This is a genomic window from Tersicoccus solisilvae, from assembly GCF_014643255.1.
In the GTDB taxonomy this organism is placed as follows: Bacteria; Actinomycetota; Actinomycetes; order Actinomycetales; family Micrococcaceae; genus Tersicoccus; species Tersicoccus solisilvae.
Window position 1 is genome coordinate 57,386 of sequence record NZ_BMJI01000016.1, and the last position, 16,590, is coordinate 73,975.

Consider the following 16,590-nt stretch of genomic DNA (forward strand, 5'->3'; position numbering starts at 1 on the left):
GACCGGCACAACACGGCAGCGCCGCCGGTGACGAGCCCGGCGAGAACGGACGATGATGACCAACCTTGCCTCGATCCTGCTCGACTCCGCGGCCGAGCACGCCGACGCCACCGCCCTGAAGCTCGATGACGCGGTGCTGACCTACGCGGCCCTCGAGCGGCTCTCCGGGGCCGTCGCCGCCCAGCTGACCGCCGACGGGGTGCAGCCCGGCGACCGCGTCGCCCTGATCAGCCCGAACGTGCCGCAGATGCCGGTCGTGTACTACGGCATCCTGCGGGCCGGCGCCGTCGTCGTGCCCCTGAACCCGCTGCTGACCGCCCGCGAGATCGAGTACCACCTCACCGACTCCGGGGCCGCCCGGGTGTGGGTGTGGGAGGGGATGGCCGACGCCGCCCGCACCGCCGCGGACGCCACCGGGGCGAGCATCACGGTGATCGACTCCGGGCCGTTCCTGCAGTCTCTCGCCCGGACCGACCCGACGCCGGGGCTGGTCGAGCGCGACGACGCCGAGACCGCCGTCATCCTCTACACGTCGGGCACCACCGGGCGACCCAAGGGCGCCGAGCTGACCCACGCCAATCTCCGCGGCAACGCCCTCATGTCCGCGGGACTCTTCGCGCTCGGCCCGGGCGACGTGCTGTTCGGGGGCCTGCCGTTCTTCCACGTCTTCGGGCAGACCAGCGCTCTGAACGCGGCGATCGCGCAGGGGGGCGCCCTCACCCTGCTGCCCCGATTCGACCCCGCGGCGGCCAAGCGCATCATCGAGCGGGACCGGGTGACCGTGTTCCTCGGCGTGCCCACGATGTACATCGCGCTGCTGCGCGACCCGAGCCCGGTGGACGCCTCCAGCCTGCGCGTGGCCGTCTCGGGCGGGGCGCCGCTGCCCGTCGAGGTGCTGCACGAGTTCGAGCGCGCCTACAAGGCGACGCTGCTGGAGGGTTACGGCCTGTCCGAGACGTCCCCGGCGGTCGCCTTCAACCAGCTCGACGGCGTCCGCAAGCCCGGCTCCATCGGCACCCCGGTGCCGGGCGCGCAGCTGCGGGTGGACGACGGCGACGGCGGGGAGGCGGCCGACGACGCCGTGGGCGAGCTGCTGGTCGCCGGCCCGTACGTGATGAAGGGCTACTGGAAGAACCCGGACGCGACCGCGGCGGCCATCGTCGACGGCTGGTTCCACACCGGGGACCTGGCCCGGCGCGACGCCGAGGGCGTGTACGTCATCGTGGACCGGAAGAAGGACATGATCCTGCGCGGCGGCTACAACGTGTACCCGCGTGAGGTCGAGGAGGTGCTGTACGAGCATCCGGCGGTCGCCGAGGCCGCCGTGATCGGCATCCCGGACGACCTGAACGGCCAGGAGGTGGCCGCCGTCGTCGCGCTCAAGGCCGAGCACCGCGACGACGACACGGAGCAGCTGATCGCCGATCTCACCGCGTGGACGAAGGAGCGGCTGGCGGCCTACAAGTACCCGCGGCGCATCGCCGTCGTCGACGCCCTGCCGAAGGGGCCGACCGGCAAGATCCTCAAGCGCGAGATCAGCCTGGACGGATGACGCCGTGACCCTCCGGGAGCGCCGGTCGCGTCTCGTCCGGGCGGGCCCGGCACGGACGTGGGCGGTCGTCGAGGGCGTCGGCGGACCCGCCGGCTGGTACGCCTTCACCCGGCTGTGGGCCTTCCGCGCGGCGCTGGACCGGCTCGTCGGCGGCCCCGGGATGCGCGGACGCCCGGACCGGCCGCTGCGCCCCGGCGACGTCGTCGACTTCTGGGTGGTCGAGGCGATCGAGGCCGGACGGTCCCTGACGCTGCGGGCCCAGATGCGGATGCCCGGCACCGCCCGGATGACGCTGACGGTGACCCCCGTGGGCTCCGGTGCCCAGCTGGAGCAGGTGATCGCGTTCGAGCCGCGCGGCGTCGCCGGGCTCGCCTACTGGTACGGGCAGCTGCCCGCGCATCGGGTGGTGTTCGTCGCGATGCTCCGGGCGATGGTCCGCGCCGCCGAGCGCGGCTGACGCGGACGCCTCCCCGCCCGATGTCGGCATCGACTATCGAATCTCTGTGCTCAAGACGCCGGGGAAGCCCAGACATTCGATAGTCGATGCGCGGACACGTCACCCGCCGAGCGACGTCACCCGCCGAGCGACCGGGTCCCAGCGGCGAAGTCCGGTGAAGGACGGCGCCGCCTCGGGCAGCAGCGGCAGGACGCTCAGTGCCGTCCCGACCTGACCGGGGTCCAGCCGCCGGCACAGCGTCACGTGCGGCACCCAGGCGCGGTCAGGGTCCGCGGCGACGTCGACCGCGTCCTGCTGCAGGCCGTGCACCAGAGCGGTGAGCGCCCGGTCCACCTCGACCAGCCGGGCCAGCACCAGCCGGCGGGTGCCGAACAGCACCAGGCCGCCCCACCGCACCGGCAGGGGCAGCAGCGGCAGCAGCCGGGCGGCGGCCTCGTCCTGCAGGGAGGTGGGCACCGCCGTGGCCGCCAGGACGGTCACGTGAGGCCGGTTGGTGGCCGAGCGGTGCGAGCCGGCCGAGGGGAGCCCGGCGGCCAGCAGGGCGTCCCAGTCGGCGCGGACGGCGTCGTCGGACGCGTCGTCCAGGGTGAACTCGATCGAGTGCATCGCCACGACTCTAGCTCCCCTAAATAGAATTGGAGCTATAGGGCCGAGGATGACAGTTGTAACCCACCCCACGCCCAAAAATGTTCGAACGGACGTGACTCTGCAGGTAAGCGAACGATAGACAAAGGGAGCGGAAAACTGTCATATTTCTGCTGTATCGCTTCTCTTGTTAGATCCCGCACGTACCCCTGAGCCCCAACTAAACAGCGATAAATTACGGAGGTGTCAATCCATTCGTGATCAAGCAATAACTCATAGAACTTAACAAAAAGTATACATGAAGGTAAATCCAGCAGCTTCCACGATGAACCAATAACGTGCTTCGCTCCGGCTTGAAGCAATGCAGACTGTATTGACAGCGCCTCGTCCGCGAACCGATCAGAGCTGACTAAACCCGACTCGCAAGAGCTTAGAGTGATTAGAATAGCCTGCGTCCGGGCAGAACGTAGGGTTGCTGCAGCTAGTAAGCCGTCCGAAAAAATCAACGAAGAGTTATTTGGATCGAAATCGTCGGAGAACGAGTGTCCGCTAAAGTGGACAATCGAGTCATCGTGGAGTGCCGTCATGGCCCGGCTCAGAGTGCAATTTTCCAGGTACGTGCAGTCGAATCCGGAGGCGTCTAACGACTGAGTGATTATCTCGCTTTCCAACTTGGCGAATGGCAACAAGCCGAACGTCGGGTTTCCGGCAACGGATAATACCGATGCCTTAACCGGCCCTTGACGGTCTAACTCGACTCCCTCGTCTCTCGATAAATCCGATGTACGGGGCGTCACCACGATCGCAGCATACTTCGAAGGGTAAGCCACTTCGATCATACTTGCGAGTGGCGTTATCGAGTGTAAGCCGCCGACTGATAAGGCTATACATCGGGCGGCGCCACTCAACTGGTCAATGGAGTCAACAAGCACTTCAAACTCACCGCTGAGGCCAGCGAGTCGTGAGTTATAACCGGACCTATCGCCGGCTCGCTCCAAGATCGAGACTCCAGGATCGCTTGCGCTTATTCCATACCATAGTCTTGCAAGGTGCCTGCCGGACAGTTCAGAAATCACAGTACCGCAGTAGCTCATCCCGACCTTTCCCACAAGATAGGTCGCGGTTGGATCGTGAGTGACATGTAGTTTGAGCCAGTCTTCCGAGACAAATTCTTCGTCACGGCGATTAGGTGCCAATAATGAACGGGATGCCTCCAGGAGCGTAAATGCCTGGGTCCAGTCGCCTGCGTCGGCTAGCCAGCATGATAGAAAACGCGCCAGAGATCCCTGCCTAAGGGCGAATTGCTGTACATTTGCGCTGGCGGCTTCGTCCACCGCGGCCAAATACGTCCTTGCCAACAATTTAAGGACGGGGGCTGGTAATCCGAAACTCGTTTCGTTCTGTGCCCTGATCAACGCTTCCATGGTGGAGATGAATTCTTGCTGATGGCCGCCGGGCATTACGTCAGTCTTTGATAAAGACTGGACGAACGTTTCGACTGATTTGCTAGAATATTCGAGCCGGATCCCCGAGTGCATTAATTGCATATTAGCGAATGTTTGGGTTAGAGATGAGATGCCCGGCGATGAGCGGATCGCCACCTGAAGCATCCGATGCGCTCGCCGCAAAGAAGATTTTGCTGTCTTGAGTGCCTGATCGGGTGATCCAGTAGTGACCCATTTCGGCGTCTCATCGAGTCCCAGAGCCTTAGGATTTGACTTCAACAGGCCAACAACTTCTGCCGCATGAAGGGTCGACAAATCGACTACAGTTTCTGTAAGTTCGTGTAGGTGCAATTCAAGGAGCCGCGTGTCGCGGGTCGTGACTTCAAGGTCGTAAGCAAGATATTCGCATTGACATACTTGAGCTCGACCCAAGACGTATTGATCAGTCGCAAGATCACGGACCAGCTTTTCTAATGCGTTCGCCATGGTCGTCGCCGCTCGGCGAAGTTGCGCAGCGTCGTTGATTCCGGACTTTTGTAGATATAGTCCCTGTGCGAACTGCGAATACCACCAATCGACAGTTCCCTTGGTTTTGTGGTCGAGACTGAAAGCAATGTTCGATTCAATGCGCGTGAAGTCGCTCTTTGAGATTTTAGTCTTCTCAAGAAGGGCTGTTGCTGCATTCGCGGCACAAATTGCAGCGCGCCTCATATTGTCGTTGTTTCGCGCAACGACCATTGCCTGTTCAAATATGAATGCAGAGACGTCTTTTTCGATATCGGAATCCGCAGAACTGAAGTTGCTTACAGAGATTGCTAATGCCGTTAAGCACTCGATCATGCCGTCAGTGAATCCATCTATCTCGGATCTCTTGTATATACTTCCGAGCCTCGCCGCGGCCCTTTTCAGGTCAGCGTTCGATTGTGCCGCGTTAATTGCATCCAGGGCTTGATTGTAGAGCGAGTCGCAGTGGCGAGAGTTCCGCAGTGGAGGGCTCGCCTCGAAAGACTGCACAAGCGGGTGCGCGTCAGGTTGTTCTGTCGTTCTCATGCGAATTCTTTCGTTGCCAAGTTCTTTATTGGTCGGCCTAATGGCAGGATGTATCCGCCTCAGTTCGCCAGGTACGGCGCCGCGCGCTCGCGGTGCCCGGCCAGCGTGGCGTCGTCCATGCCCTCCAGGTGCCGCAGCACCATCGTGGACCGGTGGTTGGCGGCGAAGGTGTCCCGGTGGTCGTCGACGAAGGACCAGTACAGCCCGTCCCAGTCCGCCCGCCACTCGCCGGGCCCGAAGTCGGACATCGTGGTCAGGTAGTGGCTGCCCGAGACGTACGGCTTGGTGGTGATGGCGCTGCCCGCGGCGTACTGGCTCATCGCGTGCACGTTGGGCACCATCACCCAGTCGTAGGCGTCGACGAACATCGCCATGAACCACTCGTGGACGTCCACCGGGTCGACGCGCTGCAGGCACATCGCGTTGCCCAGCACCATCAGCCGCTCGATGTGGTGCGCCCAGCCCCGCTCCAGCACGCCGCCGATGACGTGGTCGACCGGGTCCAGTCCCGTCTCGCCCGTCCACCAGCCGTGATCCAGGGACCGGGTGTGGCCCAGCGCGTTGGAGGTGCGCATCCGCCGGCCCCAGCGCCGGTACGTCGCCCGCATGTACTCCCGCCAGCCGATCAGCTGCCGCACGAACCCCTCGAGCGAGGCGAGCGGCACGGTGTTCTCGTGCCCGGCCTCGAGCACCCGCTCGAGCACGTCCGCCGGGTCGAGCAGGCCGATGTTCAGGCCGGGACTCATGGCCGCGTGGTACACGAACGGATGGGCCCGGGCGATCGCGTCCTCGTACGGGCCGAACTGGGCCAGCCGTTCGTCGAGGAACTCGGCCAGCATCGCGTCGGCCTCGTCGTGGCTGGTGGGCCAGGCGAACGATTCCGCGTCTCCCGGCGCGTCCGGGAACTCCTCGGCCACCCACGCGATCGCCGCCGTCACCGCCGGGTGCCGCTGCGGCCAGGTGACGCCGGGGACGACGTGGCCGCGGGGCAGCTTCTTCCGGTTCTCGGGGTCGAAGGACCACTGGCCGCCGACGGGGTCCTGGCCCTCGACGAGCACGTCGAGGCGGCGGCGCTGCCAGGTGTAGAACGCCTGCATCCGGGCGCGGTGGCCGCCGGCGAACCAGTCGTCGATCTGCGCCCGCGTGGTCAGGAAGTTGGGCGTCTCCAGCACGTCCTCGGGCCCGAGCGTGTACCCCGCGTCGGCCAGGGACGCCACACAGGAGCGGGAGAGGAAGTCGTCGACGACGTCGTACACGCTCACCCGGGACGGCGCCAGCGTCCGGATCGCCTCGGTCAGCCGGGGCGGGGTGGGGCGGTGCCGGTCGGTGCGCAGCGTCTCGACGTCGAACCCGGCGTCCCGCAGTCGCTCGGCGAACCGGTCCATGCTGGCCCGGTGCAGCACGAGTTTCTGCGCATGGAACGGCAGCTGCCGGAAGTACAGGTCGTCCTCGACGAGCAGCATCAGGGTGCCCGGGGCCGCGTCCAGGTGCGCGGTGAACACCTGGTGCGGATAGATCAGCCGTACGTGCGGTCCGGGGCCCATCGCCTCATCCTAGGAGGGGACGGGAACCGCGTATGCATAAATCCTCATGACACTGTATAGTTTTGCAGGAACATGCATCAGCAGCAGGAGGAGAGTTCAGTGAGCGAGCGGATCGTGCTGGCCTATTCGGGCGGCCTCGACACCTCGGTGGCCATCGGCTGGATCGCCGAGGCGACGGGCAGCGAGGTCATCGCCGTGGCGGTCGACGTCGGGCAGGGCGGGGAGTCCCTGGAGACCGTGCGCCAGCGCGCCCTGGACTGCGGCGCGGTCGAGGCCTACGTCGCCGACGCCCGCGACGAGTTCGCGCAGGATTACTGCATGCCGGCGCTGAAGGCGAACGCCCTCTACATGGACGCGTACCCGCTGGTGTCGGCGCTGTCCCGGCCGGTCATCGTCAAGCACCTGGTCGCCGCGGCTCGCCAGTTCGGCGCCTCGACCGTGGCGCACGGCTGCACCGGCAAGGGCAACGACCAGGTCCGCTTCGAGGTGGGCATCCAGACCCTCGGCCCCGACCTGACCTGCATCGCCCCGGTCCGCGACCTCGCCCTGACCCGCGACAAGGCCATCGATTTCGCGGAGCGGAACAACCTGCCGATCGAGACGACGAAGAAGAACCCCTTCTCCATCGACCAGAACGTGTGGGGCCGGGCCGTGGAGACCGGGTTCCTCGAGGACATCTGGAACCAGCCCACCAAGGACGTCTACAGCTACACCGACGACCCGGCCTTCCCGCCCGTCGCCGACGTCGTGGAGATCTCCTTCCGCGCCGGTGTGCCGGTGGCGCTCGACGGGGTCGCCGTCACCCCGCTGCAGGCCATCGAGGAGCTCAACCGGCGGGCCGGCGCGCAGGGCGTGGGCCGGATCGACATCGTCGAGGACCGGCTGGTCGGCATCAAGAGCCGCGAGATCTACGAGGCGCCCGGCGCGATGGCGCTGATCGCCGCGCACCGGGAGCTGGAGAACGTCACCGTCGAGCGGGAGCAGGCCCGGTTCAAGAAGACCGTCGGCCAGCGGTGGACCGAGCTGGTCTACGACGGTCAGTGGTTCTCCCCGCTCAAGCACTCGCTCGACGCCTTCATCGACGACACCCAGACCCACGTCAACGGCGACATCCGGCTCGAGCTGCACGGCGGCCGGGCGACGGTGCTGGGCCGCCGGTCCGAGACCTCGCTGTACGACTTCTCGCTCGCGACCTACGACACGGGCGACGCGTTCGACCAGTCCAGTGCCCGCGGTTTCATCGACATCTACGGTCTCTCCGCCAAGGTCGCCTCCGAGCGGGAGCAGCGGGTCGGCGGCAGCCCGGACCTGTCCGGCGTGCCGACGCTGAACACGGCGGACGACACCGCGAAGGACGCCGGCGGCGATGCCTGATCCGGTGAATCCGGCGACGCCCGCGGCCGGCGCGCGGGCGGCGTCCGGCCGGCACGGCACCAACACGGGCGCGCTGTGGGGCGGCCGGTTCTCCGGCGGCCCCGCGGACGCGCTCGCGGCCCTGAGCAAGTCCACGCACTTCGACTGGCGGCTTGCGCACCACGACATCGCCGGTTCCCGTGCCCACGCCCGGGTGCTGCACACCGCCGGTCTGCTCGACGATGACGAACTGGCACGGATGCTCGCCGGCCTGGACCGGCTCGACGCGGACGTCGCCTCCGGGGCCTACGTCGCCGCGGAGTCCGACGAGGACGTGCACGGTTCGCTCGAGCGGGGCCTGATCGAGCGGGTGGGCCCCGAGCTCGGCGGCAAGCTGCGCGCCGGCCGGTCCCGCAACGACCAGATCGCGACCCTGGGCCGGATGTACCTGCGGGAGGCGGCCGCCTCCATCGCGTCCGGGGTGCTCGCCACGATCGATGCGCTCGTGGACCAGGCGCAGGCGCACCCCGACGCGGCGATGCCGGGCCGGACGCACCTGCAGCACGCGCAACCGGTGCTGCTCGCGCATCACCTGCTCGCTCACGCGTGGGCGCTGCTGCGCGACGTGCAGCGCCTCGCCGACTGGGACGCCCGCGCCGCCGTCAGCCCCTACGGCTCCGGCGCGCTCGCCGGGTCCTCCCTGGGACTGGACCCGAACGCCGTCGCGGCCGAGCTGGGCTTCGCCTCCGCGGTGCACAACTCGATCGACGGCACGGCGTCCCGCGACGTGTACGCCGAGTTCGCGTGGGTCACCGCCATGATCGGCGTCGACCTGTCGCGGATCAGCGAGGAGGTCATCCTCTGGGCGACCAAGGAGTTCGGCTTCGTCACGCTCGACGACGCCTTCTCGACCGGCTCGTCGATCATGCCGCAGAAGAAGAACCCGGACGTCGCCGAGCTCGCGCGCGGCAAGGCCGGGCGCCTGATCGGGGACCTGACCGGGCTGCTGGCGACGCTCAAGGGACTGCCGCTCGCGTACAACCGGGACCTGCAGGAGGACAAGGAGCCGGTGTTCGACGCGGTCGACACCCTCGAGCTCCTGTTGCCGGCCGTCTCCGGGATGATCGCGACGCTGACCTTCCACACCGAGCGGATGGCCGAGCTCGCCCCCCAGGGCTTCGCCCTGGCGACCGACGTCGCCGAGTGGCTGGTGCGCGCGGGCGTTCCCTTCCGGGAGGCGCACGAGCTCTCCGGTGAGGCGGTCAAGCTGGCCGAGTCCCGCGGCGTGGAGCTGTGGGACCTGTCCGACGCGGACTACGCGGGAATCTCGGACCGCTTCACCCCCGACGTGCGGTCCGTGCTCTCCACGGAGGGGTCGCTGACCAGCCGGTCGAGCCAGGGTGGCACCGCGCCGGCGGCCGTCGCCGCCCAGCTGACGGCGCTGCGGGAGCAGCTCGGCGCCGTCCGCCCGTTCGCCCCCTGACCGCATCTCCTTCCGCCAGCTCGTCAATAGATGCACCATCCGGGCTCCCGTGAGGGCCCGATGGTGCATCTATTGACGAGCTGGCGGTGTTTCCGGGGGCGCCAGGTGCGCCTGCCACGCGTGCAGCACCGCCCACGAGCGCCACGGCGCCCACGCCCGCGCCATCGCGGAGACGACGGCGGGACTCAGCCGGGTCGTGGCCCCCGCCAGCCGGGTCAAGCCGGCCCGGACGGCGAGGTCGCCGGGCAGGAACACGTCCGGATCGCCCAGCCACCGCAGCGCCACATAGCCGACCGTCCAGGGCCCGATGCCGGGCAGTGGCAGCAGCATCGCGGCCAGGTCCGCGGCCGTGTCCGCCTGCCGCAGGTCCAGGTCACCGCCGGCGACCCGCTCGGCCGTGGTGACCACGGAGTCGATCCGCCGACCCGGCCCGCGCAGCACCGCCCGGCCGTGCTCGGCCACCACGGCGGCGTCGGGGAAGAGCCGGTCGATGCCGGGTGCCGGCAATCGCGTCGCCGGGGCGTGCTCGGCCAGCCGGTGCAGGGCCGTGCGCGCGGCCACCTCGGAGATCTGCTGCCCGATCATCGCCCGCATCAGCATCTCGTGCGGTTCGACGCTGCCGCCGACCCGCAGCCCCGGCCGCCGGCGGACCGACGGGCCGAGCACCGGGTCGCCGGCCAGCGCCGCGTCGGGCAGTCGCGGGTCGGCGTCCAGGCTGAGCAGGGTGCGGGCCGATGCGGTCACCGTGCCGGTGTCGCGGGCGTCCTCCAGCGTCGCCGACAGCCGGATCCCGGCGCCGTCCCAGCACACCCGCATCAGGGCATGACCGTGGGGGCAGTCCATCGACCGCTGGTAGCTGCGCTCGTCGGCGACCTCGACGCCGGCGATCTGCCGGTGGGCGAGGAACGCGAACACGGCCGGGTCCAAAGGCCCCGCCGCGGGCAGCACGGTGTCGAGGGTGGCGGGCTTCCCGGGGACGGGCTCGACATCGGCGGTCACCGGCTCATCCTGCCAGCACGGCCGAGCCGAGCCGTCGACGAGGTGATCGACGCGCTCCCGCTTTCCGGCCAACACGGCTGAGTCCGCCAGTTCCGCCCTTCGGCCCCGGTCTTTGACCCCCGTCCGAGGGCGGAACCGACGGACTCACGCAACAAGTGAGGCAGAACCGGAGGGCTGGTCCGACGCGCCCCGGTAACGTGGCCGGCATGCCCGAGACGCCCGACCCGCTCGTGTCCTGGCTCGCCGCCCGCGACGCGCTGACGGTCGCCCCGGCGCTGCTCGGCGGCACCATCACCACCACGACCGACGCCGGACCCGTCACCGTCCGCATCACCGAGACCGAGGCGTACCTGGGCCAGCGGGACTCCGCCGCCCCCGACCCCGGCGCCCATGCCTTCCGTGGCCGCACCGCCCGCAACGCGGTCCTGTTCGGGCCGGCCGGGCACCTCTACGTCTACTTCACCTACGGGATGCACCACTGCGCCAACGTCGTGTGCGGGCAGGACGGCGTCGCCACCGGAGTGCTGCTGCGTGCCGGGGAGGTGGTCGACGGGCTCCCGCTCGCGAGACGGCGCCGGGACGCCGGCCGCAGCGCAGACACCCGGTCGGCCCCGGACTGGGATCTGGCCCGCGGCCCGGCCCGGCTGGCCCGGGCTCTCGGGCTGCATCTGCGCGACAACGGCGTGCCGATCGCTCCGGGCGTCGAGGACCCGCGATCCGCGTTCGACGAGGCGGCGGATCCGGTCCGTTCCGTCCGGGTGCAGCTGGCCGGCCCCGCGCCCGACGGGCACGTCAGCACCGGCCCGCGCGTCGGCGTCAGCGGTCCCGGTGGCAGCGCCGACTACCCGTGGCGCTTCTGGCTCACCGACGACCCGACCGTCTCCCCGTACCGGCCCGCCGTGCAGCGCCGTCGAGTCACCCGGTGACCTCGGGCGCCCGCCGACTGCGGCCGGGCCGGCCGACGCCCGTATCGTTGAGGGCGTGAACACACCCGCGAGCACGTCCCCCGGCACCTCTCTCAGCGCCTCCGCCCGGGAACCGGTCGACGAGCTGATCAATCGTCTGCTCGTCACCGTCGAGGACTTCCCGGAGCCCGGCATCCACTTCAAGGACCTCACGCCGGTCTTCGCCGACGGTCGCGCCCTGCGCGCCGTCGTCGACGCGCTGGTCGAGCCGTTCGCGGGAACGTTCGACGCCGTCGCCGGCGTCGAGGCCCGCGGGTTCCTCCTCGCGGCGGCGGCCGCCTATGCCACCGGCACCGGCGTCGTGACCGTCCGGAAGGCAGGCAAACTGCCCCGCGAGACCTACACCGTCGAGGGCACCCTCGAGTACGGCACCGCGACCTTCGAACTGCACACGGACGACCTCCCGGCCGGCTCCCGCGTTCTCGTGCTGGACGACGTGCTGGCCACCGGCGGCAGCCTGTCCGCCGCCGCCGAGCTGTTCGGCCGCGCCGGCATCACGGTCGCCGGTTTCGGCGTCGTGCTCGAGCTGTCGGAGCTGCGGGGCCGGCGCCGGCTCGGCGGCCACCGGGTGCGTTCCCTGATCCGGGCCTGACGGCCGTTCGGCACCGGACGCCGCCGGCCGCGATGCCCCGCCCGCGGGACGGTTCGGATGACACGCCGGTGGTGCGCCGTCCCCTCCGTTCCACCCCGATCGACCGGTTGTAGAATGGACAGTCCGTTGGGGGCGACCGTGACCGGTGCTCCGTTCGCGCCGGGTCGGCGCAGCGGTGCCGAGCGCGGTCCAATTCGGGAGGATCGACGCGTGACTGATCGCGTGCAAGACCGGCACGACACCCTGGAGCGCGAGCTCGGACACGAGCGCGAGTACGTCGGTGCGCTGTACGAACGGCTCGACGAGATGCGGGTGCAGAAGACCGAGCAGCTGGCCCAGGTGCGGCGCACGGGGGCGGTGGGCTCGGCCCAGAACGTCTCCGAGCGCGACGCCTTCGCCACGCTCTACGAGGACCGCCTCGCGCAGCTGTACGCCGTCGAGGACCGCCTCGTGTTCGGCCGGCTCGACATGGACGCGGGGGAGACCCGTTACATCGGCCGCATCGGCATGTCCACGGACGACCTGCAACGGCTGATGGTCGACTGGCGCGCGCCCGAGGCGGGCACCTTCTACCAGGCCACCGCCTTCGACCGACAGGGGGTGCGCCGCCGTCGCCACCTGATGCTGCGGGGCCGCACCGTCCGGGCCATCGAGGACGACGTGCTCGACTCCGCGATGCTCGGCGAGGACGGCGTCGTCCCCGGCGAGGGTGCCCTGCTGGCCGCCCTGAACGAGCGCCGCACCGGCCGGATGGGTGACATCGTCAGCACCATCCAGGCCGAGCAGGACGCCGTCATCCGGTCCCCGCTGCCCGGGGTGCTCGTGGTCCAGGGCGGTCCGGGCACCGGCAAGACCGCCGTCGCCCTGCACCGCGCCGCCTACCTGCTCTACAGCCACCGCGAGCGCCTCGCCAAGTCCGGCGTGCTGCTGGTGGGCCCGTCCGACTCCTTCCTCACCTACATCGAGCGGGTGCTGCCCTCCCTCGGCGAGACCGGTGTCATCATGACCAGTCCGGCCTCCCTCATCCCGGACCTGCACGCCGGCCCCGAGACGGACCCGCGCGTGGCACGGATCAAGGGCAGCCTGGCGATGGCCGACGTGGTGGCCGCGGCCGTGCGCAACCGGGAGCGGGTGCCCGCCGAACCGCGGCGGCTCGACGTCAACGGCTTCACCCTCACGCTCACGCCGCGGCAGGTCGCCCGCGCCCGGGACCGGGCCCAGGCCACCGGCAAGCCGCACAACGAGGCGCGCCTGACGTTCGTCAAGATCCTGCTGCGCGAACTGACCGATCAACTGACGCAGAAGGTCGAGGCCTCCTCCGGCACGGAGTACACGGGTGAGCGGTCGTGGCTGGCCGAGGACGTGCGCACCTCACGGGACGTGCGCGTGGCGCTGAACCTGTCCTGGATGCCGCTGACCGCGAAGAAGCTGGTCGACGAGCTGCTCAGCCGGCCCGCGCAGCTGGAGGCCGCGGCCACCGGGCTGCTGGCCGCCGAGGACTGGCGGGCACTGCTGCGCGAACCCGGGGTGCCCTTCACCGAGGCCGACGTCCCGCTGCTCGACGAGGCGGCGGAGCTGCTCGGTGATCTCGACGCGTCCGCCGGTCGCGACGCGGCGGCCCGGGACGCCGCCCGCACGCGGGACCTGGCCAACGCCGAGAAGGCGCTCGAGAACATGAACCAGACCCTCGCCGACGCGGGGGTCGACGGGATGCTGTCGGCCGAGGACGTCGTCGCCCACAACACGGCGGCGGAGGCCGCCGTGACCACGTCCGAGCGAGCGCTCGCGGACCGCACCTGGGCGTTCGGCCACGTCATCGTGGACGAGGCGCAGGAGCTCTCGCCCATGCAGTGGCGGCTGCTGATGCGCCGCTGCCCGCTGAAGTCGTTCACCATCGTCGGCGACATCGCGCAGACCTCGTCCGCCGCCGGCGCCACCTCGTGGGCGGAGGCGCTCGCCCCGTTCGTCGGGGACCGGTTCACGCTGCGGGAGCTGACCGTCAACTACCGCACCCCCGCCCAGATCGCCGAGGCGGCCGTCGCCGTCGCCCGCGCGACCGGGGCGCCGGTCTCCGAGCCGGAGGCCGTGCGCGTCGGGGACTGGCCCCCGGTGCTGCAGCCGGCCCGCCGGGCCACGGACCTGCCGGGCGCGGTCGTGGCGGCCGTGGCCGAGGACGTGGACGCCGTCGACGGCGGACTCGTCGCGGTGATCGCTCCGGCCGGCCTGGTACCCGGCTTGCGCACGGCGCTGCGGGACCGGTGGGGGTCGCGGGTCGGCGGGGGAGCCGGCGCGGTGGACCAGAACATCGTCGTCCTCGACCCGGTGGACGCGAAGGGCCTCGAGTTCGACGGCGTCGTCGTGGTCGAACCCCGGCAGATCATCGCCGACGCCGGTGGACGCCCCGGCGACCTGTACGTCGCGATGACCCGCCCGACCCAGCGGTTGCGCCTGATCAGCAGCTCGGGCTGGCCGGCGGGGCTCGAGGAAGCGGTGCTCGACGCCGAGCGGGCGGGCATCGATCAGCGCGATGCCGGCTGATAGCGTGGACGGCGTGTCCGTGACCGCCACGCCTCCTCGCGACCCCTCGTCCTCCGGTTCGTCGTCGACGGCGCCGACGCCGCAGCGCAACGACGCGAGCTTCCCCGGCATCTGGCAGGAACTGCGCTGGCGCGGACTCGTCCAGGTGAGCACGGACGAGACGGAGCTGGAACGGGCACTGAACGGGCAGCCGCTGACCTACTACTGCGGCTTCGACCCGACCGCGGCATCGCTGCACCTGGGCAATCTCGTCCAGCTGCTGACGATGCGCCGGCTCCAGCTCGCCGGCCACCACCCGTTGGCCCTGGTCGGCGGGTCCACGGGGCTGGTGGGGGATCCGCGGCCGTCGGCGGAGCGGACCATGAACACCAAGGAGACCGTCGCCGCCTGGGTCGACTCCCTGCAGGAGCAGGTGCGCCGGTTCCTCGACTTCGAGGGCGAGAACCCGGCCCGGATGGTCAACAACCTGGACTGGACCGGCCCGATGAGCGTCATCGACTTCCTCCGGGACGTCGGCAAACACTTCCGCGTGGGCACGATGATCAAGAAGGAGATCGTCGCCTCCCGGCTGAACTCGGACGAGGGCATCAGCTACGCCGAGTTCAGCTACCAGATCCTCCAGGGCATGGACTACCTCGAGCTGCACCGGCAGTACGGGTGCACCCTGCAGACCGGCGGGTCGGATCAGTGGGGCAACCTCACCAGCGGAACCGAACTGGTGCGCAAGGTCGAGGGGCACGCGGTGCACGCCATCGGGACCCCGCTGATCACCAACGCCGACGGCACCAAGTTCGGCAAGAGCGAGGGCAACGCCATCTGGCTCGACGCCGCCATGTGCAGCCCGTACACCTTCTACCAGTTCTGGCTGAACCGGCTCGACGCCGACGTGGTGACCCTGCTCAAGGTGTTCACCTTCCTCGACCGCGCCCGGATCGAGGAGCTCGCCGTCGAGGTCGCCGCCCGACCGCATCGGCGGGAGGCACAGAAGGTCCTCGCGTGGGAGGTCACCTCCCTCGTGCACGGGGTCGCCGCCACGGAGGCGGCGATCGCCGCCTCCGCCGCCGTGTTCGGGCAGGGAGACCTGGCCGCGATCGACGAACCGACCTGGCAGGCGGCGACCGCCGAACTGCCGCGGGCCACCGTCGATGACGGCCGGTTGGGCATCGTCGACCTGCTCGTCGCCACCGGCCTGGTGTCCTCCAACTCGGAGGCCCGCCGCACCATCGGTGACGGGGGAGCCTACGTGAACAACACCAAGGTGACCGACGTCGAGCACGTCGTGGACCGCGCGGATCTGCTGCACGGCCGCTACCTGCTGATCCGTCGCGGCAAGCGGCATCAGGCCGTGGCCGAGGTCACGCCCGCGGAGCAGCCGGCGCGGTGACCCGTCGGGCCGGTCGATCCGGCCCGAACGCCGCGCGAACCCTGAATTCCCGGGCGAGAAGGCGAGACACGCCCGGGCGTCCGGTCCGATTTGCACGGGTGCCCGGATCCGCGTAGTGTTCTTCGAGTCGCCTGCCGGGCAGCGCGGTCGAGACGGGGAAGAACCTTCGGGTTCAGATCCCCGGAACGGACCAGCTGGAGCGGGCACCACCCACACCACGATCAACGGTCGATCGGGCTGCGCGCAGAGCGCGAACCCGCAGTGACCGGAACATCGGCGTGGGATCAGGAGTTGATCATCGACTCGGATCCGCGAGAAGCGGATTTGACAGATGAAAAACAAATGAATTAGATTCGACAAGTCGGAAACGGCGGGAGAGCGGTTCGGAAGAATCGTTTCCCGGCATACCGAATTGATTCTGGAAGTCGTTTCATCGGCTCGGATCCGCGGAAAGTGCGGATTTGACAGGTGAAGAAACGATGAACTAGATTGAAAGCGTTGGAAACGACGAGGAAAGCGGTTCGGAAAGAATCGTGGGAATCGATACGTGCCTGTTGTTTGAGAACTCAATAGTGTGTTGTTTTGTTTGTTGATGCCAGTTATTTACTGGTTGTGATGTCTGGCTGCCACCCCCGTGGTGGTC

At 69.0% G+C, this 16,590-nt stretch carries 12 protein-coding genes; 8 read left to right on the plus strand and 4 right to left on the minus strand.

The genetic code is table 11. The features are described 5' to 3' along the window. Window positions 1-52: 52 nt before the first annotated feature. Together IEX22_RS11810 and IEX22_RS11815 are read left to right on the plus strand one after the other, a co-directional pair. A complete protein-coding gene (locus IEX22_RS11810) occupies window positions 53-1,552 on the plus strand; it encodes a long-chain-fatty-acid--CoA ligase (protein WP_306464451.1) in 1,500 nt (499 codons plus the stop codon). A 4-nt stretch (window positions 1,553-1,556) separates the two neighbouring features. Next, a complete protein-coding gene (locus IEX22_RS11815; RefSeq protein WP_188668612.1) occupies window positions 1,557-2,009 on the plus strand; it encodes a DUF2867 domain-containing protein in 453 nt (150 codons plus the stop codon). Window positions 2,010-2,108: 99 nt separating this feature from the next. On the opposite strand, the gene IEX22_RS11820 is transcribed toward IEX22_RS11815, so the two are convergent. The 3 genes from IEX22_RS11820 to IEX22_RS11830 form a co-directional block, all read right to left on the minus strand. Continuing rightward, window positions 2,109-2,615, minus strand: coding sequence for a 2'-5' RNA ligase family protein (locus IEX22_RS11820; RefSeq protein WP_188668613.1), 507 nt, complete (start codon window positions 2,613-2,615; stop codon window positions 2,109-2,111). Between the two features lie 35 nt (window positions 2,616-2,650). Continuing rightward, a complete protein-coding gene (locus tag IEX22_RS11825) occupies window positions 2,651-4,879 on the minus strand; it encodes a CHAT domain-containing protein (RefSeq protein WP_188668614.1) in 2,229 nt (742 codons plus the stop codon). A 269-nt stretch (window positions 4,880-5,148) separates the two neighbouring features. After that, entirely contained in the window at window positions 5,149-6,633 is a 1,485-nt protein-coding gene (locus IEX22_RS11830; protein ID WP_188668615.1) for a cryptochrome/photolyase family protein, read from the minus strand. 99 nt (window positions 6,634-6,732) lie between these two features. Here IEX22_RS11830 and IEX22_RS11835 point away from each other — a divergent pair, with 99 nt between their 5' ends. Together IEX22_RS11835 and argH are read left to right on the plus strand one after the other, a co-directional pair. After that, on the plus strand, window positions 6,733-8,007 hold the full coding sequence (locus IEX22_RS11835; RefSeq protein WP_188668616.1) for an argininosuccinate synthase: 1,275 nt from the start codon (window positions 6,733-6,735) through the stop codon (window positions 8,005-8,007). Continuing rightward, window positions 8,000-9,469 carry an argininosuccinate lyase gene (gene argH, locus IEX22_RS11840; protein ID WP_188668617.1) on the plus strand — a complete coding sequence of 490 codons (1,470 nt, stop codon included), beginning with the start codon at window positions 8,000-8,002 and terminating at the stop codon, window positions 9,467-9,469. The genes IEX22_RS11835 and argH overlap by 8 nt, the downstream gene beginning before the upstream one ends. 69 nt (window positions 9,470-9,538) lie before the next feature. Here the strand turns inward: argH and IEX22_RS11845 are convergent, their stop codons facing one another. Further along, window positions 9,539-10,468, minus strand: coding sequence for a DNA-3-methyladenine glycosylase family protein (locus tag IEX22_RS11845; RefSeq protein WP_188668618.1), 930 nt, complete (start codon window positions 10,466-10,468; stop codon window positions 9,539-9,541). 206 nt (window positions 10,469-10,674) lie between these two features. Between IEX22_RS11845 and IEX22_RS11850 the strand changes: the two genes are divergently transcribed. The 4 genes from IEX22_RS11850 (at window position 10,675) to tyrS (ending at window position 15,947) form a co-directional block, all read left to right on the plus strand. Beyond that, window positions 10,675-11,394 carry a DNA-3-methyladenine glycosylase gene (locus tag IEX22_RS11850; protein ID WP_188668619.1) on the plus strand — a complete coding sequence of 240 codons (720 nt, stop codon included), beginning with the start codon at window positions 10,675-10,677 and terminating at the stop codon, window positions 11,392-11,394. A 124-nt stretch (window positions 11,395-11,518) separates the two neighbouring features. Continuing rightward, a complete protein-coding gene (locus IEX22_RS11855) occupies window positions 11,519-12,025 on the plus strand; it encodes an adenine phosphoribosyltransferase (RefSeq protein WP_188668628.1) in 507 nt (168 codons plus the stop codon). Between the two features lie 210 nt (window positions 12,026-12,235). Then, window positions 12,236-14,563 (plus strand): HelD family protein, encoded by a 2,328-nt coding sequence (locus IEX22_RS11860; protein WP_229659987.1) that lies wholly within the window; start codon window positions 12,236-12,238, stop codon window positions 14,561-14,563. Between the two features lie 109 nt (window positions 14,564-14,672). Continuing rightward, the gene (gene tyrS, locus IEX22_RS11865) at window positions 14,673-15,947 is read left to right on the plus strand and encodes a tyrosine--tRNA ligase (protein ID WP_229659991.1); all 1,275 of its coding nucleotides are present in this window, start codon (window positions 14,673-14,675) and stop codon (window positions 15,945-15,947) included. Window positions 15,948-16,590: the final 643 nt, after the last annotated feature.